A 25,630-nucleotide genomic window follows, 5' to 3' on the forward strand; every position below is an offset into this window, starting at 1 on the left:
CTCGACAGTACCGAGCCTGGCTTCGGGCCAAGGCCGGTGCTGTCGTTCCTTTTTTCGCATGGAGCGGTTCGACACATGGACCTTGGTATCAAAGGGCGCCATGCCCTGGTTTGCGGCGGCAGCAAGGGCCTCGGCAAGGCGGCTGCCATGGCGCTGGCAGGAGAGGGCGTGAACCTCACTCTTGTGGCTCGCACAGCCGAGACCCTCGAGGCGACGGCGCGCGAGATCGCGGCTGCCAAGGGCGTCGACGTCTCCGTCGTCGCGGCGGATGTCACGACGCCCGCGGGTCGCGAGGTGGTGCTGAAGGCCTGTCCGGCGCCCGACATCCTCATCACCAATCCCGGCGTGCGCCAGACGCCCGACAATTTCCGCACGCTCAGCCGCGAGCAATGGGATGGCTGGATGGAGGCGCATTTCTTCTCGGCGCTCGAACTCATCCGGGCGCTGGTTCCCGGCATGTGCGATCGCAAGTTCGGCCGTGTCGTCAATATTTCGGTGAGCTTCATCAAGTTCCCTCAGGTGAATTTCGGCCATTCCCATGCGGCGCGCCTGGCGCTGGCGGGCGCCATCGCCTCGATGGTGCGCGAATTGGTGGCACATAATGTGGTGGTTAATAGCGTGTTGCCCGGCTTCTTCGACACCGACGCGCTGCAGACCAACCTGCATGGCCATGCTGCGCGCGGCAACACCACCTATGAGGCCATCGTGGCGGATCGCCTCAAGAGCACGCCGGCCGGCCGCTTTGCCGATCCGCAGGAATGCGGTGACCTGATTGCTTTCCTGTGCAGCGCGCAGAACGGCTACATGACCGGCCAGAACATCGTGAATGATGGCGGCGTCTATCAGGGGATCTTCTGAAATGGCGGAGGCCGCTTCCGACATGCTGGCTCCTGCCGGCCGCGTGGTGATGCTGTCGGGCGCTTCGCGCGGCATCGGCCTCGCCATTGCCCTGCGGCTCTCGGCCGAGGGCTATTTCCTGTCCTTGGGCGTGCGCACGCCGACGGCAGCGGGTTTGGCAGCCTTTCCCCCCGAGCGCGTGCTGATCCATCGCTTCGATGCGACGCAGCCGCAATCCGCGCAGGCTTGGCTCGACGCGACGCTGGCACGCTTCGGCCGTCTCGACGCGCTCATCAACAATGCCGGCATCCTGCGCCCGCTCGACCTGAGGTCCGGCGACGAGGCCGTGCTCGACGAGATGTGGGCGGTGAATGTGAAGGCGCCCTATCGCCTGATCCGGCTTGCCTTGCCACATCTGGAGGCGGGCGGCCATGGCCGCATCATCAACATCGCCTCGACCGACGGCAAACGCTATCGCGATACCGTTTCGGTCGCCTACGCCATGACCAAGCATGCCGTCATGGCACTCAGCCATGCCGCCAAATTCGCGGGATGGGAGAAGGGCGTGCGCGTGACGGCCCTTTGCCCCGGCGCGGTGGATACGGAGCTCGTGGCTTCCATCCCGGGCGTGACGCCCTCGGCCAACCGCCTCGCGCCCGAGACGGTCGGCGAGACGGTCGCCTTCCTCCTGCGCCTGCCGAACACGGCCTCGGTGGCAGAACTGGTGATGAACACCAGGCTGGAGAGCTGGATCTGACGCTCCGCTTGAGGGTGGGTACGCCCAGCGGGTGATCAAGCCGCCTTGGCTTTGCTCCCGGCCCGCTTGCGCAGATGAGCCCGCCAGGTCATCGCCCAGTGTCCCGGATCCTCCAGCGGCCCGGCCTTGATCTGGTGGATGGTCTGGTTGTGCGGCGCGCTACGCACCAGTTCCGGATCGGCATAGGCCTCCTCGATCACCTTGCCGAGGACGGCAATCCAGGTGTCGAGGTCTTCCTTCGACCACATCTCGCCAGCCTCGGGCGTGAAGGGCTGCGGCACGATCCAGGGTTCATGCGAAAGCCAGAAGGCGTCGATGCCGTAGTCCACCATGCGGTTCTGCACGTCCATGGCGCTGACGCCGGTGTCCTCGAACAGCTTGCCGAGGCTGAAGCGCGTCATCTCCATGCGCCACGCATCGATATCGGGATGCGAGCGCGAGACGCCCGGCAGCTTGAGGAGTTCGTGCTCCATATAGTTGTTGCCGAGCACGGAGAGATCGGCCGCCTCGCGAATGCCCTCGGCGCCGAGCGAACGGGCCCAGGCATAGGCTTTCAGCACGACCGGAATGTTGCCGAAGAACTCGCGCACCTTGCCGATGCTCTCCTTGCGGTCATAGTCGAGACGATAGGCGGCGCCATCGAAGCCGACGATCGGCCGGGGCAGGAAGGGCGCCAGCTCGGCACTGCAGCCATAGGCGCCGACCGCCGGCCCGCCGCCGCCCTTGGGTGCGCCGAAGGTCTTGTGCAGCATGTACATGCAGGCGTCGAAGCCGAGTTCGCGGGCCCGGATGCGGCCCATCACACCGTTGAAGTTGGCGTGGTCGTAGAAGCACAGGCCACCGGCCTCATGCACCAGGCGCACCCATTCCTTGATGTTGGGATTGTAGATGCCCATGTCGTCGGGATTGTTGATCATCAAGGCGGCGGTGCGCGGGGAAAGCGCGGCCTTGAGCGCCTCCAGGGAGGGATAGCCGTTCTCCTCCAGGGGAAGCGTGATCACCTTGAAGCCCGCCGTTGCCGCCGTTGCCGGGTTGCAGGGATGGGCCTGCAGCGAGGTGACGATCTCGTCTCGCTCCCCCAGTTCCCCCCGCGAGGCGAGCCAGGCGCGGGTGACGCAGGCGTGCACATAGGCCGCATCCGCCCCGCCCGCGGCCTGGAACACGAACTGGTCCATGCCCGAGAGCTCGCGCAGGATGAGGTCGAAGCCGTGGATGATCTCAAGGACGCCCTGCAGGGTCGTCTCGTCCTGCAAGGGGTGGACCTCCGCAAGCTCGGGGCGCGAGGCCAGGGCCTCGTTGAGGCGAGCGTTGTATTTCATGGTGCAGGTGCCGAACAGGCTGATGCCCATCATGCCCAGCGTTTCCTGCGACAGATGAAGATAGTGCCGGAGCACATCCGGCTCCGACATCTCGGGCAAGACCGGCGCGGCCTTGCGGCGCATGCCGGCCGGAATCAGGCTCTCCGCCGGGCCTGCGAGCCTGGCGATTTCGGCCTCGGCGGCGGGAAAGGTGATGCCCCTGCGCCCGGGACTGCCCATCTCCATCACCACCGGCTCGTCCCAGACGGCGGCGTGGTAGCGCGGGATCTTCGGGAGCACGGTCATCAGCGCAGGATCTCCGCAAGAGCCTTGGCGAGGCGGTCGATATCGCCCTTCGTGTGGATTTCGGTGACCGCATAGAGGGCGGCCTGGCCGAGTTCAGGCAGGATGGGGGAGAGGTCATGCCCGCCGAAGATGCCTCTGGCGCGCAGCGCGGCGTTGACCTCGCCAACCGACCGGCCGGAGAAGCGCACCACGAATTCCTTGAAGACGCCGTTTGGAAAGATCACCTCCGCGCCTGGCACGGCGGCGATCGTCCTCGCGGCATAATGCGCCCGCTGGAGGATCAGCTCACCAAGCTCGCGAAACCCCTGCGGACCCATCAGCGACATGTAGACCGCGTTGGCGATGGCCCAGAGATAGACGGAATTACCCGTCCAGTCCTTGCCCTCCTCCCGCATGCCGTAGGAGGATTGGTGCAGAAGGGAGAGGCCGAAGGCATGCTCGCCCGGCACGGTGGTCTCCGCGATGGAAACGAGGAGCGCGGGATATTCGCGCGCATAGCGTTCCTCGTCGCGGCTGGCGATGAAGCCGCCGGTGCCGCCGCCGCAATTCATGTGCACGCCGAGAGGCTGGGTGGTGCCGACCACGATGTCGGCGCCAAAGCTCGCCGGCGGGGCGAGCACCCCGAGCGAGAGGGGGTCGACCCCCACGATGAACTCGGCGCCGGCCTTGTGGGCGAGGTCCGCGATCGCCGCACCCTGGCTCTCGATCACGCCCAGATAGTTGGGCACCTCGATATAAACAGCGGCGGTTGCCGAGGAGAGCCTGGCAGCAAGATGCGTCAGGTCCAGCAGGCCAGTCGCCGCATCGAAGCCGATCTCGACCACCTTGATATGGCTCGGCATCGCCTCCGGCTCGCAGTAATTGCGGATCACGGAAAGCCGTTCGGGATCGATGATGCGGGGCACCAGCACCTCGCGGCGGCCGTTGAGGCGGGAGGCCATGCGAATGGCATGGCCGGCAGCGCAGCCCCAGCTGTAGACGGGCAGGCTGACGATCTCCATCTCGATCAGTTCGCCCAACTGGCTGGTGAACTCGAACCAGGCCTGGTTGCGGCCATGATCGGAGGAGGGCGTGCCCCAAACGGGCGTCAGGAACTCGCTGCGTCCGGCGATCTCGTCGCAGATGGCCGGAACATGGTGCTGCCAGCAGCCGCCTCCGAGGAAGCTCAGATTGCTCTCGCAGTCCTGGTTCTTCTTGAGCAAGCCCAGGAGATGGCGGCGCAGCTCGGCCTCCGAGCGCAGGGAGGGCGGCAGCTCGATCGGCTTTGCGAGGCGGTGATCCGCGGGAATCTGCTCGAACAGCTCCTCCACCGTCCTGGCGCCGATGGCGTCGAGCATCTCCTGTTTGATGGTGCTTACCGAATTGGCCATGAAGGGGTGGGTGAAGGTCATGGCTCCTCGCACGCTGCCTTTCGCTGACGTGGACTGTGCCGAAGCTTTGGTGCGCCTGTCAATCATTTGTTCGCATTGCGTACAGAAGTTGTTATATCGAACTTTGAGCTGCGGCCTGCGACGCTGGACGAAGGCCTTTGCTAGAGGGTGACATGCTTCCGATCCGTCTTCATCCAAGACGCCTGTGTTCCCACCAACGTCGCGAGGTGAAGGCTGCATCTCGCTCCAAGCGAACGCTTGCGCGGGCATGAAGGCCTCCCCAAAACGCCTCGGCTTCCTTGTCAATCCGCTCGCCGGGCTGGGCGGCCGCGTCGGTCTGAAGGGGTCCGATGGCTCGGCGACCGTCATGGAGGCTCTGGCTCGCGGGGCCCTGCCTGCCGCTTCGCAACGCGCCCTCATCGCTCTTTCGGCAGTGGCGGATCGGGGGCTCGTGATCCTGACCGCAGCGGGCAGCATGGGGGAGGAGGCCTGCCGGGCTGCCGGGATCGAACCCCGGGTCGTGCACGGGGCAACGACGTGGCAGACGACGGCGGGTGACACGATATCGACCGTCCGGGCGTTCATCGCCGCCGGCGTCGATCTCATACTCTTTGCGGGCGGGGACGGCACGGCTCGGGACATTGCCTCCGCCGTCGGCCAGCAAGTGCCGCTGGTCGGCATACCCGCGGGCGTGAAGATGTATTCGGGTGTTTTCGCGATCTCGCCGGCCCATGCCGGGCAGCTTGCCCGCCATTTCCTGTCAGGCGCCGAGCGAGGCCTGCGCGAGGCCGAAATCCTCGACGTCGATGAGGAGAGCCTGCGGCAGGGGAGACCCGCCACGCGCCTTTACGGCTATGCCCTGGTGCCACGAGATCCCGCCATGCAGGCCGCCAAGTTCTCGGCTGTCGAGAACGAGGAAGCCGTCCTCGGCGCCCTGTGCCGTGCCGCTGCGCAGGCGCTGGAGCCTGGCCACCTGCATATCATCGGCCCCGGCTCGACCATGCAGCGCCTGCTGTCGGAGGCGGGACTCACGGGGACCCTTCTCGGTATCGATCTTGTTCTCGATGGCGCGCTGGTGGCGGGCGACGCCAGTGAAGCCGTGATCCTCAAGCATCTGAAGGGACGGCCAGCCGTCATCCATGTCGGTGTCATCGGCGGCATCGGATGCTTGTTTGGCCGCGGCAATCACCCCATCAGTCCGGCAGTGCTGCGACATGTCGGCCGAGACAATCTCCGCGTGCTGGCCACTCAATCGAAGCTCTCCTCCCTGGAGCGGCGTGAATTGTTTGTCGATACCGGTGATGCCGAACTCGATCGTTCTCTCGGCGGCTATATCAGGATCCAGACGGCCCCTCGCATCCAGACGCTTATGCGCGTACGCGGATTCTAGGTTTCAGCCTCGACCCAATTTCATTCACCGAGCGTGCATCGCTTTTGCCTGCAGTCTTGCTAAGCCCATGCCTGGGCGCATTGAGTTATGTCCAACAACGGCCGGGAGATTATGAGATGAAAACACTCACCTCCTCATTGGAGTTGCGCCATGCGTTGCCGGCTGCAACCTTGGGCGCTTTCCTCTTATCGTGCGTGGTCGCGAGTGCTGAGCCGGTCACTTTCCCGGGGCGCGATGTAACTATTCGCGGAGAGTTGATGAAGCCCGAGGGCTCTGGCCCATTTCCCGCGGTTGTAGCTCTCCACGGTTGCGCCGGGCCTTCATGGACGAAATGGCGAGCTGTCGCCCCGTCACGCCGATTGGGCGAAGCGCTTGGTGGACGAAGGCTACGAGGTGCTTTTTCCTGACAGCTTCGGCTCAAGGGGAGCTGGGCCTCAATGCAAGGTCGATGATCGAGTGACGCGGCCAGCCAAGGAACGGCGCGACCGGGATGGGCTACAGCAAAAACTCCAACAGGGCGCCATGGTGCAGCCCTGCCTGACCTTGGAGGCAGCGGATTGCCCTCTCCATGGAGGCGCGAGTAGCCGGCGTCATGGGGGATTGGCTCGTCGCCATCAGAGTACCCATCAATTGCAGCTCGATCTGACTAGATGTCATCGCGGGCTGGCGCATCGAGGAGGGCGATGAGTTCGATATGACCTGGAATGGCGACGACATCGGATTCCCCTGTGATGCTGGCAATCGACCTCACGCAGCGGTCATCCGCTATCAACGTCGACGGTACGTTGGTAGGTGACGATTGGATCAGGGAATGTGCGAAAAAGCACACCGCGGAGGTCGCTGAAGGTGGCGCCAGGCCGGCATTTCTTGTGAGCGTCGACCGCATGACTTGCTCCGACTGAGGCGAGGATCCTGCATCCAGCTTCGGCAAATGCTAGGGCGGGGACAAGCAGTCCCCATTATGCTGCCAGATCCGACCCTCGCTTGTCGCCGAGGCTGTCAATCATGCGCAGGAAGAGCGGCAGAATTGATGCGAAGAGCAGTACCGCAAGCGCCGTTTGGGTGATCGGGAGCACGTAGTAGAAGGTAGGCCCCATGCAGGTCTTGACATCCTTCATCCGGCGCTACCTCTCGGAAAGGACGGGCCCAGCGTCCGCCCGGTCACGTTTGACGTGAACGGGGCGGAAAGCTTTACGGGCCCAGGGGGGTTCCATCTTCCTGGGAGTCCTGACCGTTTTTCGCGGCCTGCTCCGCCGCCTTGCCGTACCAATAGGCAGCCTGAGCGCTGTCTTGCTTAACGCCTCTACCGACTCTGTACATGTTGCCGAGATTGATCTGGCCCGGATGGTAGCCCTGCTCCGCGGCACTTCGGTAAAGGGACACGGCCGAGCCATCGTCCTGCGGAACACCGCGGCCCATCAGATACAGGTTCCCGAGATTAACCTGGGCAGGGGCATAGCCCTGATCCGCGGCCTTCCTGAACCAGCGGAAAGCGGTTTGCCAGTTCCTGGCGATATCCACACCCTGGCTGTAGAGCACGCCGAGATTGTTCTGGGCACCAGGATATCCTTGCTCCGAGGCGCGCCGATACCACCTGATGGCCTCGCCGATATTGCGAGGGACGCCGCTCCCACTGGCATACATCGCCCCCAGGTTGCTTTGAGCCGCGGCGAGACCCTGCGCAGCGGCCTTCTGGTACCAGCCGACCGCCTCCGCGTCGTCCCGCGCAATCCCTATCCCTTGACTGTACATGATTGCGAGATTGTTCTGGGCGGCGGCGATACCTTGATCCGCCGCCTTGCGATACCAGCTGGCAGCGGCACCCTGGTCACGCGCCATGCCGCGGCCCAGCCCATAGATCAGGCCCAGATTATACTGCGCAGCGGCCTGTCCCTGGAGAGCGGCCTTGCGGTACCAATAAATGGCTTGCGCCTGGTCACGCTCGACGCCGTTCCCTCCCTCATACATGGCAGCAAGCGCATATTGAGAATCCGCATCGCCTGCCGCGGCTCTGGCCTGTGTGGCAGTCAATTCATTCGATAGCGAAGGCCCGGAGCCAAGCGTGTCGGCATGTTGTGCGGACGCTCGCACCTGCATGGAAAGCCCGGACAGTACGGCGGCAATTGCGATCACCACAGCATGTCGTCTCCGACCCGCTCTCTGGTTCGATCGGTCCTCGAGCATGTTTCGCAAGCCGTCCTTTTGCAAGGTGGATACGTGCGGTCGCATCGTTTGCTTCTGGCCAATCCCCGAATTCAATGATCGGCTCCTTGGCAGATGCTTTGGCTTTGTCGATCCGAAGGCGACCGCGGCGAGGTTATGCATGCGGATAGGTTGCGGCTATTGTCCCAGAGTACAATTGGCATTGATACCTAGGATGGTCATCGTCTCAATGCGATGAAAGCATAATTGCATCTTTTTATTAGTCACATCACCCAATAATTATAATGATTATTAATTTGTATTAATTCAAGTTTGTAGTTAACGGACTACCTCTATTTAATGTATAAAACATCGCATAATCTTTGTCGCCGTGACCTATCAAATATTGTTCTTAGGTACACTGGCTCAGAGGACAATAGTAAATCCTGCTCCTACAAGTAGCATGAAGCTCGCTCTGATCGATGGGTGCCGGAGCACAGGGAGAGGTTGCTGGGGTCGGTGAAATGGCACGGACCAGAAATATGGCAGCGAGACCCGCCATCACGGCGGTGTTCCGGAAATCAGACACGTCAGGCGTCATGTTGGCGCATTCTGCCTTTCTGACTGCCGCCACGATGGTCATGACGATCGGGACGACACTCGGCCTCGCCAAGGCCGCGCCGCGACCTGTTCAAGTCGGCACATTGACGTGCCAGGTCCACGGTGGCGTCGGGCTGTGCACCTATAAACCCGTGCGCTTGGCTTCCCAGCGCTATAGCGCGCAATTTCTTCATCTTGGTTCCTTGGGAGGAGAGACCAGGCCGCATATCATGGTTTGGCGCGTGTTCGAGCCGGACGGGAATGCTCGCGAGCTCAGCGGTACCTATCTCAGCTCGACGAAAAAACCATCCTTCGCGGTTAAGTTAGGCGGTGACGCTCTGGTCGGAGGTGAGGACCAGTTGGTTGCCTTGCAGCCCTTCTCCGGATCCGGTCAATCGGGGTTGGGGGTGCCTATCCGCATGGGCCAGATCACGCTCGAGCGCGTGAAATGAAGCGGGCCACAAGATCCGGCCAGTTGCGACGCTCTGAACTCCGCATCGAGCTCATTTCCCTCGATGGCCATGAGCCCGGCGGAGGATGGCGGTTTTTCCATGCGATCCCGATATCGAGGGGGCTTCTCATGACTCTTTGGCTAGCAGGAACTCTTTTGTCCAGGACGTGTATGTCGGCGCTGGTGGTTGGCGCGATGCTGGCCACAGCCCCAGTCGGTATGGCCTTTGCGCAGACGCCGGCCGCGGTGCCGGCACCTGCTCCGGCCCAACAGCAAGGAGGCGCCAATGCTGGCCAGTCAGCAGCGGCGCCGGCGCAAGCCGATACTGTCTTCAGCTCGGAGGAACTTCGCAAGCTCCTCGCGCCTTACGCCCTCTATCCCGATGCCTTGCTGGCGCAGCTCCTGCCGGCGACCGCCTATCCGCTCGATATCGTGCAGGCCTCCCGATGGCTGTCACGCAACAAGGCTGCTGTGGCGAAGAACGATTTCACGGGCCTCGACCAGTTGGATCTCGACCCAACCGTCAAGGCACTGGCCCGATTTCCAGGCGTGATTGAGCTGCTCAATACCGATCTGAATGCCACAAGCGATCTCGGCGATGCCTTCGTCAATCAGCCCAGCGATGTCGCCGCCATGGTCCAGGAGCTGCGGCAGGCGGCGCAGGCAGCCGGCACGCTCAAGACGACCAAGCAGCAGCGGGTGCGCTCGGAAGTCCAGAACGGCAAGTCCTATGTCGCCATTGAATCGGCCGAGCCGGGCGTCATCTATGTGCCCGAATACGACTCCTCCACAGCCTACACCGTTGGTGCCGGCCTGCTCGGTTTCGGCCTCGGCGTCGTCGTTGGCGCCGGCATGTCCAATTACTGGAACTGGGGCAACGGCTGGGTCTACCCGCCGCGCTGGGGCGGCTATCCACCCGGCTATGGGGGCTATCCGCCGGGGAATGGACGCTACCCCAGCCAGCTTCCGAGCGGCGGCATCAATATCGGCAATAAGATCGACATCGGCGGCGACTCCCGGCCCTGGCGGCCGGACTCCGGTCGTTACCGCCCGGGGCAGGGGACCAAGCCTGGTCTTGGCAGCCCGCGTCCTGGCGGTGACCGCGCAGGCATCGCCGATCGTATGAACGGGGGCGGCAATCGCACCCAGATCGGCAACAATCGGCCGGGGGCCGGTGCCGGCGATCGCCGGCAGGGTGGGCGCGCCCAGCAAAGGCCGACACGCCGGCCGGCCGCCAATCGCCCGGCACGCAATACGGCTTTTGGCGATGCGCGTATGGGTGGTCGTGCATCCAATTTCGCCTCGCAACGTGGCTTTGCAAGCCGCAACAGTGCCTTCCGGCCATCGGGTTTTGGCGGTGGAGGTGGGTTCAATCGGGGCGGTTTCGGTGGCAATCGTGGATTTGGCGGCGGAGGTGGGCGTCGCGGCGGCTTTGGCGGCGGCGGCGGTGGCGGACGGCGCTTTGGTGGCGGTGGTGGACGGCGTCGATAGGGAGGCGGAACGATGTTCACTTTGAAACAAGCAATGGCCGGTTCCCTCTTCAGCGCCCTTCTCTTGGTGAGCAGCAGTCAGGCAGGCCTGGCCCAGCAGGTGTTTTCCTCGCCTCAGGAGGCAGCCGATGCGCTGGTCAACGCTGCCCGCAATCCGGGCAGCGCCGCGCTCGACGACATCTTCGGCACGGGAGCTCGGCAGATTCTCAGCGCGGGCGACGAGGAGGTGGACCGCGAGCGCATCGCGGACTTTCTCGCTCTCGCGGACAATGGACACAGTGTCGTGGAGGAGCGACCGGGTGTCGCGACGCTGCTCTTCGGCGCGGATGGCTGGAGATTTCCAGTGCCCCTGCGGGAGAAGGACGGCAAATGGACCTTCGACCTCGCCGCCGGCAGACAGGAGATCCGCAATCGGGCCATTGGGCGCAACGAGCTGACGGCCATCGCCTCGTGCAGCGCCTATGTCGAGGCGCAGCGCGAATATTATGACCAGATCCGCGATGACGAGCCGGTCCAGCAATATGCCCGCCGCTTCATCAGTTCGCCGGGCCGGCATGACGGCTTGTGGTGGAAGCCGGAAAGCCCACGCGACCGCAGCCCCCTCGGCGATCTTATCGCCGCGGCGGCCGTCGAGAGAACCAGCGCCAAGGACAGTCCTACGCCCTATTATGGTTACATCTATCGCATCCTGACGAGGCAGGGCGCCGCTGCCCCCGGCGGTGCCTATGGCTATATCGTCGGGGGGCGCATGCTCGCAGGATTTGCGCTGATCGCCTATCCCGAGCGCTGGGGCGAGACGGGTGTGATGACCTTCCTGTGCGATCAGCAGGGGCAGGTTTATCAGCGCAATCTGGGGCCAGGCACCGCCTCCGAAGCCGCCCGTATCGACACCTTCGATCCCAGGCCGGGATGGGAGGCGGTCCATGATTGAGATGGGAAGCGCCGGGCAAACAGTCATGGTTCAATCGACGGGCGAGCGGACGTCGACACCCGAAGTCGTCAGGAAGGTGTCCCCGTTCTCTGGCCGCACCCGGCCGATCCAGAAACGCCGCGTGACGCCGCGCTGATCACTTCGGCTTGATCCGCGCCGACTGGCCCTCAACTTTTGGAAGGATCAGGCAATGCTGACACAGCTACCGGTTCTTGGAAGCTTCCGGGGCTACAGGGCGGCCTGGTTGCGGCCCGATTTTACCGCCGGCTTGGCGGTCGCGGCAGTCGCCATACCCAGCGCGATCGCCTATCCAGCGATTGCCGGCTTGCCGGCCGAGGTCGGGATCTACTCCAGCATTCTGCCTCTTATCGGTTATGCTCTATTCGGACCTTCGAAGAAACTCATGGTCGGCCCCGACGCTGCCACGATGACGGTTCTCGCGGCTGTCCTGGCGACTATGCCGCTGGCCACATCTGCCGATCGGGTGGTTGCGGCTTCAGCCTTGGCGATGACCGTCGGCGTGTTCTGCATCATTGCAGGTTTGCTTCGGCTTGGCGTCATTGCTGCCTTCCTGTCTCGGCCGATTCTGGTGGGCTTCATCAGCGGCGTGTCGATCTCGATTATCATCGGACAGATCCAACGGCTTACCGGCGTGCGTATCGAGGCGGACGGATTGTTTCGGCCCATGTGGGAACTCATCCAGAAGGCGGCGCTCATCCACTGGCCGTCCGTTGCTCTAGGCTTCACTCTCATTGCATTCCTGCTGTTGCTGACACGTTGGCGCTCCCCGGTGCCGGCGCCGCTTGTCGTGGTGGCGGTTGCGATAGCAGCTTCTGCCCTTTTTGATTTCAAGGGCATGGGCATTGCCGTCGTAGGAGATCTGCCGCGCGTCTTTCCAAGCCTGTCCCTTCCGATCGACGCCAGCCTGCCTATCAGAGAGCTCCTGCTTGGAGCCGCCGCCGTATGGCTGGTCAGTTTCGGTTCCGGCATTGTCGGGGCGCGCAGTTTCGGAGCGCGCGGCAAGTTCGAGGTCGACGCCAATGCCGAGCTCGTTGGTCTGGGCGCGGCCAATGTTGCCTCCGGCCTATTCAGTGGCTTTCCGGTAACGATCTCGGATTCCCGCACTGCGGTGAACCTGTCCGTGGGCGGGCGATCACAGATGTCGGGGCTCGTTGCTGCCCTGACGCTCACGGCGATGCTGCTCTACCTTCAGGACGCGATACGCGTGCTTCCCATTCCGGCTCTCGGCGCCATCCTCGTCGCCGCGGCGATGAGCCTCCTGGACGTGGCAGGACTGCGTGAGATCTGGCGGGTGAGCCGGATGGAGTTCGTGTTCGCCCTAATCGGCATGGCCGGGCCGATCAGTGTCGGCGTGTTGAACGGTGTCGTCATCGCGGTGGCTGCCACGCTCCTTTATGTGTTGCTCAAGGAGATGCGGCCACGCGATGCCCTGCTCGGCCGCGCGCCTGGACGAAAGGGCTTTTACAAGCTGCATCGCTCCAGGAACGCCGTCCCAATTCCGGGGCTCGCCCTCTGCCTGGTGCAGGGCAACCTCCTCTTCTTCAATGTCGACTATGTGCGTGCCCGCCTGCTCGAAGTCGCGAAGACTCTCCCAGCCAATACGAGATGGTTCGTGCTCGACGCCAGTGCCTTGGCGCAGGTCGACTCCACTGCTGCGATGATGCTGAACGAATTACGGGTCGATCTTGCCGAGCAAGGGCTGCAGCTTGGCATTGCCCAGTTGCACCATGAACCGATGGAGGTCCTCTCCAGGGCAGGTACCATCGAAAATATTGGCGACACCATGGTCTTCGAAGATCTCGAAGAGGCAGTGGCCGCCTTCAGACACCGTTCATCGCAGAAACATGAAGTCACCATGTATCAGCGCGAATTGGCATCCAATGGCAACTCCATCGCACGAGCGCGCACATCCGCATCGGAGCGCCGGGTCTAAAGCGTTTTGCGATTTGACGGCATCGGCAAGAATCGCAAAGACGCGTCGAAACAAAGAGTGAGAGCAAAGCAGCGTTTACGCTTAAACGCGCTTTGCTCTAACCAATTTAGCTTTTTTGCGAAATCACCGCGCCGGTTGGCTGGAACCGGCCCTTTCTCATGAACATCGCTTGCACCGGACCTGTCATTTCATGGAGATGACAACACGGTCCAGGCCGGTAGACAACATCAGGCCTTTGCGCTTGGCTCTCAGCGCAATGTAGACACCGTGCTGGTTTTTCAACCAGACCTTGCCCGCGCTCTTGTCCAACACCACGAGACCAGTGCGGGCCGCGATGTAACGACCCGGAAAATTGTGCAGGGCGCTCAAATTGTAGACCGTCCCGCTCGCTGTCAGCGAAGAAGCACCAAGTCCGCCCAGTCCAAGTCCACCAATCTTGAAGGCATAGCTTCGACCACGGTAGCGCAGCGTTCCTCCGCCATATTGGGCCGCCACGATATAGCCGGCCTGGGCTTGGCTGATGGTGACCGTTCCGCTCGGAACCGGCTTCTTCTGCGCGGCCATTGCGGGATGGGCGGTTGCAAGCGCTAGCGAGGAAAACAGCATCAGGAGGATATTCGGCGTTTTGGGCATTGCAATCTCCAAAGAGCGGTTGTTTGGGAACACGGGTCTAGAGCGTTTTGCGATTTGACGGAATCGGCAAGAATCGCAAAGACGTGTCAAAACAAGGGGTTAGAGCAAAGCAGCGTTTGCGCCTAAACGCGCTTTGCTCTAGGTGGGCTTGCTCGTGCCGTTTCTGAACTCGTCCACAAGTATTTCCATGCTGACGACGAGGACCCAAAGCGGAAACGCGAAGAAGGTCCAATCCATGAACTGGCTTCCGATCAGGATGATCAGCGCCGCTGCATAACCGAGGATGGCGGTCCGGCGAGGGGCAATGCGCGTCCTGAGGACGATCGTTGAAGCGCTGAGCATGAAGACGCCGGCCATCTTCAGCGCGAAGGTCGTCGTGAGGTGATACGCAAAGGAGCGCGCCAGCAGGAAAGTCGAGGATCTAGGCAGCTCCATCGGCCAGACGGCGTAGGAAACCAGGATTGCGCCGATGGCGGAGGCCGAGACGAAGAGCAAGGCCACGAAGAGCAGGCCGCTGCCGAGGAACACCGTCGCGAGGAGACGATCCTCGGCAGCGCCGAGCCTGTGTCTGAGCACACCGATGAACCATAGGAAGGCGACGCCGGCGAAGGGGATAAGGTTGAGGGCGAGCGTGACCTTCCACACCTCGCTGCGGAGCCATTCCCCTGAATCGTTCAGCCCCGGCCGGACCATGCGGATCACGAGGAGCATGGCCGCCAGGATGAGAACAGAAAATAATACTCCGGCGATCGCAGCAGCGCTCGGCGTTACCAGCCTTGCCCGCGGACTGCCTCTGGAGGATACCGTCGTGCTCATTCCTCGGCCAGTCAGGCTATAAATGCACGTTCGGAACCCAGTGTCGTGCGAAGACCGGTTCCTCATAGCCATCCGATTTCTGGCGCTTGGGCAATCTGATCTTCTCGTGCGGCACTTCCTCGTAGGGTATGGAGTCGAGGATGTGTGCGATGATATTGAGACGCGCCTGCTTCTTGTCGTCTGAATGGACTGCGTACCAAGGCGCCCACTCTGTATCCGTTGCGGTAAACATTTCATCGCGGGCACGCGAATAGTCGAACCAGCGACTGTAGGACTTCAGATCCATCGGAGACAGCTTCCAGGTCTTGCGCTGGTCGGTGATGCGCGCCTCGATGCGGCGCGTCTGCTCCTCGGGACTGACTTCTAGCCAATATTTGAGCAGGGTAATGCCTGACTCGACGATCGCTTTCTCGACCCCCGGAAGAACATTGAGGAAATGCTTGGCTTGCTCTTCGGTGCAGAAACCCATGACCCTCTCGACGCCGGCGCGGTTGTACCAGCTGCGATCGAAGATCACGACTTCGCCGGCTGCCGGCAGATGCGGCAGATAGCGCTGAATATACATCTGCGACTTCTCGCGCTCGGTCGGCGGAGCAAGGGCGATCACCCGGAAAGTCCGTGGGCTGACGCGTTCGGTAATCGCCTTGATTGTGCCGCCCTTGCCGGCGCCATCACGGCCCTCGAAGACGATGCAGACCTTTGCGCCGGTATGCTTGACCCACGCCTGAAGCTTGACCAGCTCGATATGTGCCTGCTTCAGGGCGCTTAGGTAGGCCTTGTCCCCGAGCGGCTTGTCGACCTTCTTATCCATGGACATTCCCCTCCTGATCACGACCAGCTCAGAAAGAACCCAACATCACCGGGGAAGCCGCCGGGGAACTCGATGATCATCGCCTTGAGTGTGTATTTCGCGGGTTGGAGGTGCTCTTTCCAGAACTCGTAGGCCTGTCGGGGCCGTCCGGTCAGGGTCTTGGGCCAGTCCGGCTCCGTATTGTTGATGGCCCGTCCGCCGTCCGTGCACAGGGCATTCGGGAAGCGCATGACCATCGTCTCCGTCTCCCCATTGGCGGCGGCCCGTCGGATCATGCCCTGCAGGCGCTGCTTGAGTTCGGCGATCTTCTCCGGGGTCACGTCGACATGTTCCTGGAGCGAACGAATGAGCTCCCTGCGAGCCTCGTCCGCCTTGGTCATGGCGTTGAGTTCCTGGGAGACGTGCGCCATCTTCATTTCCATCATGTATTTGCGAAGGTCGTCAGCAGACATGAAGAATTCGTCGCCGAGCGTGTCCATATTCGTAGCCTTGGTCGAGCCTTGAGTATTCATCTTTCGGTCTCCTACGGCATAATCGATGGTTATGGCTTGCAAGATCCGTACTTGCTGCCAACATGATCGACGTCATCATTGTAGCGATACAGAGCTCCGTCGCCTGAGATCGACAAATAGGCTTTCACGGGGCTTGTCGTGATCGTCGTCGTGCAGCCGAGGCTCAGGATCATCCGGTCGCCCTTGTAGGTGATGCGACCAATCGAGCAATTCGCGCCAGGCGTTCTAATACGACGGCCGGAGATAATGAATGCAGGGGCGAAGACACTGACGTCCTTGCGAAAGACCATATTGCCCTTGGCCGGCCGGTAGACCTCGTCGCAGTTCGTGCTTTGCTCGACCCAGGCTCCCTGCAGCGACTGCAAGCCCGACGGTTTCTCAGCGCTAGCGGTGCCCCCCACGATCAGCAGGCCCGCGGTGGCGATTGTAGGCAAGAGTGCCGCCTTGGTCATGTGTGCCCTCCTGTTTGGAGCGAGGCTACGGGAAGAACCGGATCATGGTCCTGTCCGGGATCGGGTATGGACTGCTCTGGATTCTTGGGGCGAGCGCCAGAGCGCAGCCGCTCGCGCAGTGCTTGGAATTGCACGTAGAGCGGCGGTATCACGAAGATTCCCACAAACGACGCCAGGATCATGCCCCCGAATACAGGCGTGCCGACATTGCGCCTGGCGATCTCCGAGGCGCCGTGCGCGACGACAAGCGGATAGAGGCCAAGAATGAAGGCGAGGGAGGTCATCATCACCGGGCGGAAGCGCAGGCGCGCGCCCTCGGTCGCCGCCTTCAGCAACGGTACCCCGCGTTCGCGTTGCTCCTTGGCAAACTCGACGATCAGGATGCCGTTTTTGGCGGCCAGGCCGATCAGAACGATCATTCCAATCTGGCCGTAGAGGTCGAGCGTTAGATGAGCGATGACGATCGCCGCAAACGAGCCAAAAATGCCCACCGAGACGGAGAGGAGCACCGGCACGGGGATCGTCCAACTCTCGTAGAGGGCGACGAGGAACAGGAAGGCGAAGAGCACGGCAAAGCCAAGAATGATCGCCGTCTTGCCCTCGGCCCGCTTTTCCTGGAAGGCTGTGTCTGTCCAGGCGCCCGTATAGCCGTCCGGCAGGGTCGCCGCCGCGACCTTTTCCATGGCCGCCAGAGCTTGACCCGATGACACGCCGGCAGCAGGGGTACCCTGGATCGTGACGGCCCGTTTGTTATTATAGCGGATCAAGGCCGGCGGGCCGATCACTACGCGCGCCTCGACGATCGAACGCATGGGGATCATCTTGCCCCCCGCATTGCGGACGTTGATCCGATAGATGTCGTCGATGGAGGTACGGTCCGCAGCCTCCGCCTGTACCTGGACCTGCCAGGTGCGGCCGAAGAGATTCATGTCATTGACATAGAAACCGCCGAGCGAGGTCTGCAGCGCCTGAAAGACATCGCTGAGGGACAAGCCGAGGATCTGCGCCTTGTCGCGATCGATATCGAGATAGATCGAGGGATTGGAGGCTGAATAAGTACTGAAAACCCGCGAAAGCTGGGGATCCTGATTGGCGGCCACCAGAAGGCCACGAAGCACTTGCGCCAATGTCTTGGGATCGCCACTGCGCAGGTCCTGCAAAACATAGGTAAAGCCGCCGCCCGTGCCGAGGCCGACGATCGGGGGAGGGGCGAGCGGCACGACTGTGCCGCCCTGAACCTGGCGCAAGCGCGTGCCGAGACGCGCCAGCACGGCCGCCGCTCCCTGTCCTTCGCCTGAACGCTCGTCGAAGGGCTTCAGGGTAACCACAATGAAGGCGGCATTTGGCTGCGAATAGTTATCGATGAAATTGAGACCGATCACGGATGTGAAATCGGCAACGGCGGTTTCCTCGCGCAGGGCCTTTTCTGCCTGCTGGATTACTTCGGTCGTGCGGCCAAGCGAGGCCCCGCCCGGCAGCTGCACGACGACGAAGAAGGCACCCTGGTCGTCTTCCGGCAGAAAGCCGGTGGCCGTCGCCTTGCCGAGAGCATACACGCCACCCATCGCAGCGGCCACGCAGACAAGGCCGATGGTCGCAAAGCGCACCAGCCGGGCAACGGCCGCACCATAAGAGTCTCGGACACGGTCGATGGCGCGCATGACCATGCCGATCGGTCCTCGTTTGGGTCCATGCGAGCCGGATTTCAGCAACACCGCACAAAGGGCTGGGGACAAGGTAAGGGCGTTGATAGCCGAGAGGAACATGCCCACCGCCACCGTGACCGCGAACTGGCGGAACAGCTCGCCGGAAAGGCCAGGGATGAAGGCGACCGGCACGAACACCGAGAGCAGCACGAGGGTGATGGCGATGATCGGCGCGGTGATTTCGCTCATCGCCTTCTTGGTGGCATCTGCCACAGAGAGTGCGGGATTTTCCTCCATCACGCGCTCGACATTTTCGACGACCACGATAGCGTCATCGACGACGATGCCGATCGACAGCACGATGGCCAGGAGGGAAACGGTGTTCGCCGAATAGCCGATCGCGTTGAGCGCGATAAACGTCCCGATCAGGCTGACGGGTACGGCTAGCGTGGGGATCAGGGTCGCCCGGAGGCTGCCGAGGAAGAGGTAGACCACGATGACGACGAGGACGAAGGCCTCGATCAACGTCTTCTGCACTTCGTGGATGGTATCTTTCACGAAGACTGTGGGATCGTAAGTGATCTTCCATTGTAGATCGTCGGGAAAACGCGCCGACAGCTCCCCCATGCGAGTCCGGATGGCGTCGATGGTCGAGATCGCATTGGCGCCGGGCGCCTGGTAGATGGCGAGCACCGAGGCTGGACCACCGTTGAACAGCGTCTCGCGGTCGAGATTGGCGGCGCCCATCTCCACGCGGGCGACATCGCCCAGACGCAGGAGGGAACCATCCGGATTGGTTCTGAGCACGATGGCGTTGAACTCTTCGATCGAGGAAAGGCGGCCCTTGGTCAGCAGGTTCAACTGCAACTGCTGGTCGTCGGAGATCGGGCGGGCGCCGACACGGCCGACCGCGGCCTGGATATTCTGCGCCTGAATGGCCTTGATGATGTCGTTGGTGGTGAGGTTGAGACCGGCGAGACGATCAGTGCGGATCCACGCCCTGACGGCATAGTCCTGCGGTCCCCAGAGAGTGGCGTCGCCGACGCCGGGAGTGCTCTTGATGTCGTCGAGGATGTTGATGGTCACATAGTTCGAGATGAAGAGCGGATCATAGCTGTGCTTGGGCGAGTAGACCGCCAGCACGCCGAGCAGTGCCGAGGATTTCTTCTTGACGGTGACGCCTTGCTTCTGCGCCTCCTGCGGCAGTTTCGAGAGCGCAGTCTGCACGCGATTGTTCATGTTGACGGTGTTGATGTCTGGGTCCGTGCCCAGTTCGAAGGAGCCCGTCAGGCTATAGCTGCCGTCATTGCCGCTCACGCTCTTCATGTACATGAGCTTGTCGACGCCCACGACCTGTGCCTCGATGGGCTGGGCGATGGTGGAATCCACCACATCGGCCGAAGCGCCGGGATAGGTGGTCGTCACCGAAACCTGCGGCGGCACGATATCGGGATATTGCGCGACCGGGATGGCCAGGAGGGAGAGAAGGCCGGCGATTACCGTAACGATCGCGATGACGATGGCGAGACGGGGGCGATCGACGAAGACGGAGGAAAGCATGAACCTAGCCTCCGGTATTCAGGGCGGGCGCAGGACTGGGCCGCACCGCGACACCGGGGCGAATACTCTGGAAACCATCGGTAATGACAAGCTCGCCACCGTTCAGGCCGCTCGACACCACGGCGTTCGCGCCGCTACTCCCTTGCGTCTTCAGGCGCCGGATCGCCGCTTTGCCATCCTCCACGATGAAGACATAGACCCCCTGCTGGTCCGCAATGAGGGCGGATTGAGGAACGACAACGCGTTCTTCCGGTGTGCCGGCCTCGAGCTCGACCTTGACCAATTGTCCGTCGACCAGGGTCTTCGTTGGATTGGCGATATCGCCGCGTACGATCAGCGTATCGGTCGAACGATCGACGCTTACATCGAGAAAACTGATCTGTCCGATCTGGTCATAGAGCGTGCCGTCCGAGAAGCGGATTCGAAGCTTGATCGATTTTGGATCGTTGACTTTTCCTGCCTTCTGGGCGGCCGTGATATCCCGCTGGCTTACGGGAAAGGTCACATACATCGGATCCTGGCTGACGATGGACGTCAGCTCACCGCTGTCGGGTCCAACCAGGTTGCCTTTGGAGACGGCGGTCATGCCGATGCGACCGGAGATCGGGGCGGTGATATCGGTATAGCCAAGATTGATCTTGGCTGTGTCGAGATTGGCGCCGGCGGAAATCGTGGCCGCCTTCGCCTGGGCTTCCTGAGCGACAGCCTGGTCGAAGGCGACAGCCGTACCGGCATTGCGCTCGAGCAACTGCTGAGCGCGCTGGCGCTGAATGCTCGCAAGCGTGAGTTCAGCCTGGGTTCGCTGGAGGGTACCTTCCGCCTGTTGGACGTCGGCGTCGAAAAGGGACTTCTCGATCCGGTAGAGCGGCGTGCCGGCCTTGATCGTGTCGCCTTCCCGGAAGAGCACGTCCTCAAGTACACCCTTGACGCGTGCGCGGATTGCCACTTTTTCAGGAGCTTCTACACGTCCTACGAACTCCAGCGCATTCGAGATCGGTTTAAGCTCAGCGGGAGCGGCCACGACCGAGACACCCGCCTCATCTGCGGCACGGGTGGAAAGCACAGGCATGAGATGAAAGGCTGTCGCGAGCAGAATGATAGCCGTATTTTTTTGTAGAATGGCAGGCAGATTTTCTCTCTTAAGATCCACCACTTTAAACCTCCCGCTCCTGACGGCTTATTACGTAGAGTCATAAGAAAAATAGCGACGCTTGATCTGAAAAATGTCTGAACAATGAGCGTGCATGGATTTAATATACCTTTAATATCATTAATTATACGATATTCTCCAAGGGAAAAATTCCGGTATTAAATCCAAGCGCGAGCCCGCTTGATTTGTTGTTGTCTATATTGGAATAGTGTCTTCTTCTCTGGTATGCCTAGTACTCTAGAAGTAAATATGAAATCATAGATTGTTGCCAGAGATTTAAGATTTATGACTTCATTACTACAAATTGTTGACGAAATATTTCATAAAAGGTATCTTTATTGGAAATATATTTCAAAATAACCTTGTCGTGCTTTTGAATTTCTAAACCTCCCATATTTCTGCTATGTCTATTTTAGAAGAGGCTACAACACCGATCATTTGCCCTCTATTGTCCAAACAGGCATTGTACTTTGGAGCAATGCCCCTCCTATTGAGGCTTGCGCAAATTTAGGTGAGCAGTCCCATTTTTTCTCGTCTTTTCAGATGTTTGGCTTAAAGCGCGAGGTGATATAGGGTAGTATAATACCTGATTCAAGGCGATAGGTGGCAGCCTTTCACGATCAACATCTGTCGTGACTCGATAATGGGTTGTGTTACAACTTATTGCGTATGGCTTTAATCACTTGGCTATCCAAGCGGTATGGCAGTAACTGTCAGATGCGCCCTTTAGGTAAGTTAATGCTCTGCCTTTTGGTGTCCCTCGCTGCCGAAGTGCCGACTGCTCGGGGGCAGTCTGCACGTGCGATGCTGGTGCACCCAGAGCCCAACGTCAGCAGTTCTTTCCATGCCGTGGTCTTCTCCGCGTTACGTGCTGCCGTGAACCAGAATGCTGCCGCGCCTGTAACACTCAACGGGAAGAATCTGGATCTCCGGCGGTTCAATGAGCCCCGTTGCGAGGAAGGCCTGGAGAACCATCTCCGCGTAAAATATGAGGGTCGACCAATCACAGTCATCGTAATGGTGGGTGCGGCGGCACTCGACTTCGCGCCGAGCTGGTGGACGCGGCTTTGACTGCTCGCAAGATTATTGGGGCTCATGAGGGTCGGATTCAAGTAGAAAGTGGGCCTGGGGGAGGAGTTGAGTTTCGAATCAGACTTCCTGTAATTCAGTAAACATTGGGGGGAAGGACAAATGCGTATACTGATACATCTCGTCGACGATGATATGTCTTTTCGGACCGCGCTTGCACGTCTCTTGCGCACATTCGGCTATGATGTCGAGACTTACAGGTCGGCAGGGGAGTTTTTGAAGAAGAGGCCGGACAGCAATATACCGTCCTGTATTTTGCTCGATGCACAGATGCCTGGACTGAGTGGCCCAGAACTGCAAGAGCGCCTGGCCGAGCTCGGATCGACTCTGCCGATCATCTTCCTGACCGGTCATGGTGACATACCGATGAGCGTGAGGGCGATCAAGGCCGGGGCGGAGGACTTTCTGACCAAGCCGGTGTCCAAGGATGCTCTCATCAACGCGATCGGCCGTGCAATGGCGACTTACTCCGCAGCGCGTGATCGGGACGCACAATTGCGATGTCTGCGCATCAGGGTGGGGACCCTCACGCCGCGGGAAAAGGAGGTCTATGAACTCGTCGTGCAGGGCAAGCTCAACAAGCAGATCGCGTTTGATCTGGGCACGACCGAACGGACGATCAAGGCGCACCGGCACAAGGTGATGGAGAAGACGCAGGTGCGTTCGCTGGCGGAACTTGTCTCGATCGCGGAACGCCTCGGGACTCTGTCGAGTGCGCGATTGGCCTCCGAAGACCTCCTGCAATCCTTAAGAATTGAGAGCGGTTCGACGAACTCGCACTGGAACTACGCTTCATGATGATGACCACGCGTAGCCGGCCCTGCGCACTGTCAGAGTCGAAGTAACAGTAAGATTACCCTTGAGCTCGTTAAGACATTGTTTGGTTTGCTAAATGCGTTGCCAGAGTTAGCAAGGGGTATCGTCCCTTGGCTGAAAAAGGTATTGTGAGGTGTGGCGTTTGTATTTGTCTTCTTCGTTTGATCGAATTGTTGAGGCGGGGATCGGAGGGCCATTCCGAACCAGTTGGTTGACTGCTATTGCCCGTGGGTTCCTCGCTTTCGTGCTGCTAAACCATTTCGTCCCTTTGGCGGTGCGCGGCGAAACCCTGCCCAAGTCCGTTCTCGTCATCGAGGAGGCCGATGCAAATCGAGGTCCTTACTACACAACGATGTTTTCAGCTTTGCGGGCGCGCCTCTACGCATCCAATCGGCCGCTTTCCCTCTATATCGAAAACCTCGATCTGCCCTTCTTTGAAGGCCCCGAATATGAGGAGACTTTAGAGCAGTTCCTCGCACGGAAATACCGTGATCGGCCCATCGACGTCGTTATCACCATCGGACAGGGAGCGCTCAGACGCGCTATTGACTGGCGCTCCCAGATTTGGTCGGGCGCGGCGATTGTTTTCGCGGATGTCACCGACGACGCAATTGAAGCCCGCAACTTGCCAGCCTATGTCACCGGCAGAACGATAAAGCTCCGGCTCGAGGACATGGTAGAGGCTGCGCACGCGATCGTTCCTGGCCTCGAGCAGGTGGTAATCGTCGGCGCGCCCTTCGACTCCCAGGCCGCCATCGCTTTCAAGCGGTTTGCCAACGAAATCCCGGCGATATCGCCGAACGTAAAGGTTGCCGATCTCACCGGTCTGCCCATCGCGGAATTGAGCAAACGAGTTTCGGCGTTACCCGAGAAGAGCGCAATTCTTTACACCCCGATCTATTCGGACGGGAACGGCGCGCAGTTGCTGCCAGCCGAAGCCGTTACACGTCTCGCCGAAACCGCGAACCGGCCAATCATCGCGAACGTCGAGACTTATATCGATCGCGGAGCAGTCGGTGGATACATGCTGTCTCCCGCCATCACCGGGGATGAAGCGGCCGGATTGGCCCTTCAAATCCTTGACGGCGTCCAACCCTCGCAAATTCCCGTCGCAGTTGGAAACTCCCTGCGACCGGTGTTCAACTGGACGGGCTTGCAACGTTGGGGCGTAGATGAAAGCAGCCTGCCTCCGGGTAGCGAAATCCGGAATCGACCCTCGCCGATCTGGAGGCAATATCCCGCGCAGACCGCAATCGTCTTTGCCGTCGTGCTCCTCCAGAGCCTATTCATCGTCGCTCTTCTCTATGAACATCGCAGGCGAAGGCGGGCGGAGTTGGAAGTGAGGGCGCGATCCAACGAACTGGCTCACGTGAATCGCAGGGCTACGGCGGGTGAGTTGTCGGCGTCCATCGCGCATGAAGTGAACCAGCCGCTTGGGGCAATTCTCGCCAATACCGAGGTATGCGAGATGCTGATTAAAAAACCGGACCTGGACGTGCAGTTGATCGAGGAGGTGCTGGGCGACATCAAGAGCGAAAACTATCGCGCCAGTGAAGTCATCGTCAGGCTGCAACGCCTGATGAGGAGAGCAGAGCCTCAGAAGGAGGATATCGAACTCAATGAGCTGGTCAAAGATGTCTTGAAATTCGTAGCGGGTCAGGCGGGAGCCCACGAGATTGATCTCGGCGAAGAACTGTCCGCCGAGCCTCTCCGCGTTCACGCTGACCCGATACAGTTGCAGCAAGTCGTGATGAACCTGATCCTCAATGCGATCGATGCTATCTGCGAAGCCGCTTCCTCAAGCGTGAGACGGGTCGTTGTCCGGACACGGCAAATGGGCAGCGACGTAGCGGAGATTGCCGTTTTCGACACGGGACCGGGCATTGCTGCAGACCGGCGGATGCGGATGTTCGAACCATTTTTCACGACCAAGCCACAAGGCATGGGCATGGGGCTATCCATCGCCCGCACGATCATCCAGGCGCATGGGGGGGCGATACGCGCCGAAAGCCGGGATGGAGGAGGCGCGGTATTCCGCGTGCAATTGCCGCTGGACGATGTCGAAGGGAGAAAGAATCAGCGCACGAGATAGTTAATGACGACACAGGTTTCCGGACTGGGGTAGCGACACGAAGTGTGCGCCTTTCAGGCACGTGAGAACCCTCGTGGCGAAGAATCCGAACCCATTGATATTGCTTGAGGAGATTGCGTATCTAGGTACGTACGTTGCAGGTTTCCCGCTGCATTTGCGACAGTGGCCATCGTTCAAGGCGTATGTTTTTTGCAAGCATCGCAGTCTCCATACCCTCTGATAAACATCGCCAGATCGGGCAGAGTTCCTGGCCGAGCTCTCCGCCGGGCCCCACCACGCAGTTTGTGACGATCGGCTCGAAAATCCTCATTAAGGACGAGGCACACCTCCGGCAAACCTGGTGCGGTTCACTGGCGGACGACAATCCAAAGGGGCCTCACTGCATTTGCTCATAAACATCAACGAGAAAATGATCGAAATTATCGACGCGAATGAAGCCGAGCCGCGGAAACTCCGTGTCCGTCACGACGTAATACCAACGGCCCTAATCATTGACCGATATGGGCCCAATCACGCATTCCGATTGA

20 protein-coding genes are annotated in these 25,630 nt (G+C 60.7%); 9 read left to right on the plus strand and 11 right to left on the minus strand.

Annotated features, from left to right (window positions below; genetic code table 11):
* Positions 1–75 precede the first annotated feature (75 nt).
* Together QQL24_RS23245 and QQL24_RS23250 are read left to right on the plus strand one after the other, a co-directional pair.
* A complete protein-coding gene (locus tag QQL24_RS23245; protein ID WP_284314675.1) occupies positions 76–858 on the plus strand; it encodes an SDR family oxidoreductase in 783 nt (260 codons plus the stop codon).
* Between the two features lies 1 nt (position 859).
* Entirely contained in the window at positions 860–1,594 is a 735-nt protein-coding gene (locus QQL24_RS23250; protein WP_284314676.1) for an SDR family NAD(P)-dependent oxidoreductase, read from the plus strand.
* 35 nt (positions 1,595–1,629) lie between these two features.
* Here QQL24_RS23250 and gcvPB read toward each other — a convergent pair whose 3' ends face one another.
* Both gcvPB and gcvPA read right to left on the minus strand, forming a co-directional pair.
* On the minus strand, positions 1,630–3,198 hold the full coding sequence (gene gcvPB / locus QQL24_RS23255) for an aminomethyl-transferring glycine dehydrogenase subunit GcvPB (protein WP_284314677.1): 1,569 nt from the start codon (positions 3,196–3,198) through the stop codon (positions 1,630–1,632).
* Complete coding sequence (gene gcvPA / locus QQL24_RS23260; protein ID WP_284314678.1) at positions 3,198–4,589, minus strand: aminomethyl-transferring glycine dehydrogenase subunit GcvPA; 1,392 nt, start codon at positions 4,587–4,589, stop codon at positions 3,198–3,200. The genes gcvPB and gcvPA overlap by 1 nt, the downstream gene beginning before the upstream one ends.
* Positions 4,590–4,836: 247 nt before the next feature.
* Between gcvPA and QQL24_RS23265 the strand changes: the two genes are divergently transcribed.
* Positions 4,837–5,958 (plus strand): ATP-NAD kinase family protein, encoded by a 1,122-nt coding sequence (locus QQL24_RS23265; RefSeq protein ID WP_284314679.1) that lies wholly within the window; start codon positions 4,837–4,839, stop codon positions 5,956–5,958.
* 959 nt (positions 5,959–6,917) lie between these two features.
* Here QQL24_RS23265 and QQL24_RS23270 read toward each other — a convergent pair.
* A complete protein-coding gene (locus QQL24_RS23270; protein WP_284314680.1) occupies positions 6,918–7,076 on the minus strand; it encodes a hypothetical protein in 159 nt (52 codons plus the stop codon).
* Between the two features lie 73 nt (positions 7,077–7,149).
* The gene (locus tag QQL24_RS23275; RefSeq protein ID WP_284314681.1) at positions 7,150–8,094 is read right to left on the minus strand and encodes a tetratricopeptide repeat protein; all 945 of its coding nucleotides are present in this window, start codon (positions 8,092–8,094) and stop codon (positions 7,150–7,152) included.
* Positions 8,095–8,642: 548 nt separating this feature from the next.
* On the opposite strand from QQL24_RS23275, the gene QQL24_RS23280 reads away from it, so the two are divergent.
* The 4 genes from QQL24_RS23280 to QQL24_RS23295 all read left to right on the plus strand — a co-directional run bounded on the left by QQL24_RS23280 (position 8,643) and on the right by QQL24_RS23295 (position 13,526).
* On the plus strand, positions 8,643–9,152 hold the full coding sequence (locus tag QQL24_RS23280) for a DUF992 domain-containing protein (protein WP_284314682.1): 510 nt from the start codon (positions 8,643–8,645) through the stop codon (positions 9,150–9,152).
* A 155-nt stretch (positions 9,153–9,307) separates the two neighbouring features.
* On the plus strand, positions 9,308–10,642 hold the full coding sequence (locus QQL24_RS23285; protein ID WP_284314683.1) for a DUF3300 domain-containing protein: 1,335 nt from the start codon (positions 9,308–9,310) through the stop codon (positions 10,640–10,642).
* 33 nt (positions 10,643–10,675) lie between these two features.
* Positions 10,676–11,572: a DUF2950 domain-containing protein gene (locus QQL24_RS23290; RefSeq protein WP_284314684.1), complete on the plus strand. Its 897-nt coding sequence runs from the start codon at positions 10,676–10,678 to the stop codon at positions 11,570–11,572.
* 190 nt (positions 11,573–11,762) lie between these two features.
* Complete coding sequence (locus QQL24_RS23295) at positions 11,763–13,526, plus strand: SulP family inorganic anion transporter (protein ID WP_284314685.1); 1,764 nt, start codon at positions 11,763–11,765, stop codon at positions 13,524–13,526.
* Positions 13,527–13,709: 183 nt separating this feature from the next.
* Here QQL24_RS23295 and QQL24_RS23300 read toward each other — a convergent pair whose 3' ends face one another.
* The 7 genes from QQL24_RS23300 to QQL24_RS23330 all read right to left on the minus strand — a co-directional run bounded on the left by QQL24_RS23300 (position 13,710) and on the right by QQL24_RS23330 (position 21,025).
* The gene (locus tag QQL24_RS23300) at positions 13,710–14,159 is read right to left on the minus strand and encodes a hypothetical protein (protein WP_284314686.1); all 450 of its coding nucleotides are present in this window, start codon (positions 14,157–14,159) and stop codon (positions 13,710–13,712) included.
* Positions 14,160–14,297: 138 nt separating this feature from the next.
* Entirely contained in the window at positions 14,298–14,870 is a 573-nt protein-coding gene (locus QQL24_RS23305; protein ID WP_284314687.1) for a hypothetical protein, read from the minus strand.
* A gap of 121 nt (positions 14,871–14,991) precedes the next feature.
* Complete coding sequence (gene ppk2, locus QQL24_RS23310; protein ID WP_284314688.1) at positions 14,992–15,786, minus strand: polyphosphate kinase 2; 795 nt, start codon at positions 15,784–15,786, stop codon at positions 14,992–14,994.
* A gap of 17 nt (positions 15,787–15,803) precedes the next feature.
* Complete coding sequence (locus QQL24_RS23315) at positions 15,804–16,265, minus strand: hypothetical protein (protein WP_284314689.1); 462 nt, start codon at positions 16,263–16,265, stop codon at positions 15,804–15,806.
* 62 nt (positions 16,266–16,327) lie between these two features.
* On the minus strand, positions 16,328–16,750 hold the full coding sequence (locus tag QQL24_RS23320; protein ID WP_284314690.1) for a hypothetical protein: 423 nt from the start codon (positions 16,748–16,750) through the stop codon (positions 16,328–16,330).
* Positions 16,747–19,956: an efflux RND transporter permease subunit gene (locus QQL24_RS23325; RefSeq protein ID WP_284314691.1), complete on the minus strand. Its 3,210-nt coding sequence runs from the start codon at positions 19,954–19,956 to the stop codon at positions 16,747–16,749. Before QQL24_RS23325 ends, QQL24_RS23320 begins: the two co-directional genes overlap by 4 nt.
* Positions 19,957–19,960: 4 nt before the next feature.
* A complete protein-coding gene (locus QQL24_RS23330; protein ID WP_431310743.1) occupies positions 19,961–21,025 on the minus strand; it encodes an efflux RND transporter periplasmic adaptor subunit in 1,065 nt (354 codons plus the stop codon).
* A gap of 1,272 nt (positions 21,026–22,297) precedes the next feature.
* On the opposite strand from QQL24_RS23330, the gene QQL24_RS23335 reads away from it, so the two are divergent.
* Entirely contained in the window at positions 22,298–22,993 is a 696-nt protein-coding gene (locus QQL24_RS23335; RefSeq protein WP_284314693.1) for a response regulator transcription factor, read from the plus strand.
* A 229-nt stretch (positions 22,994–23,222) separates the two neighbouring features.
* Positions 23,223–25,103, plus strand: a complete 1,881-nt coding sequence (locus QQL24_RS23340) for a sensor histidine kinase (RefSeq protein WP_284314694.1) — start codon at positions 23,223–23,225, stop codon at positions 25,101–25,103.
* Positions 25,104–25,630 lie beyond the last annotated feature (527 nt).

It is taken from the genome of Labrys miyagiensis, from assembly GCF_030160835.1.
Lineage (GTDB): Bacteria > Pseudomonadota > Alphaproteobacteria > Rhizobiales > Labraceae > Labrys > Labrys miyagiensis.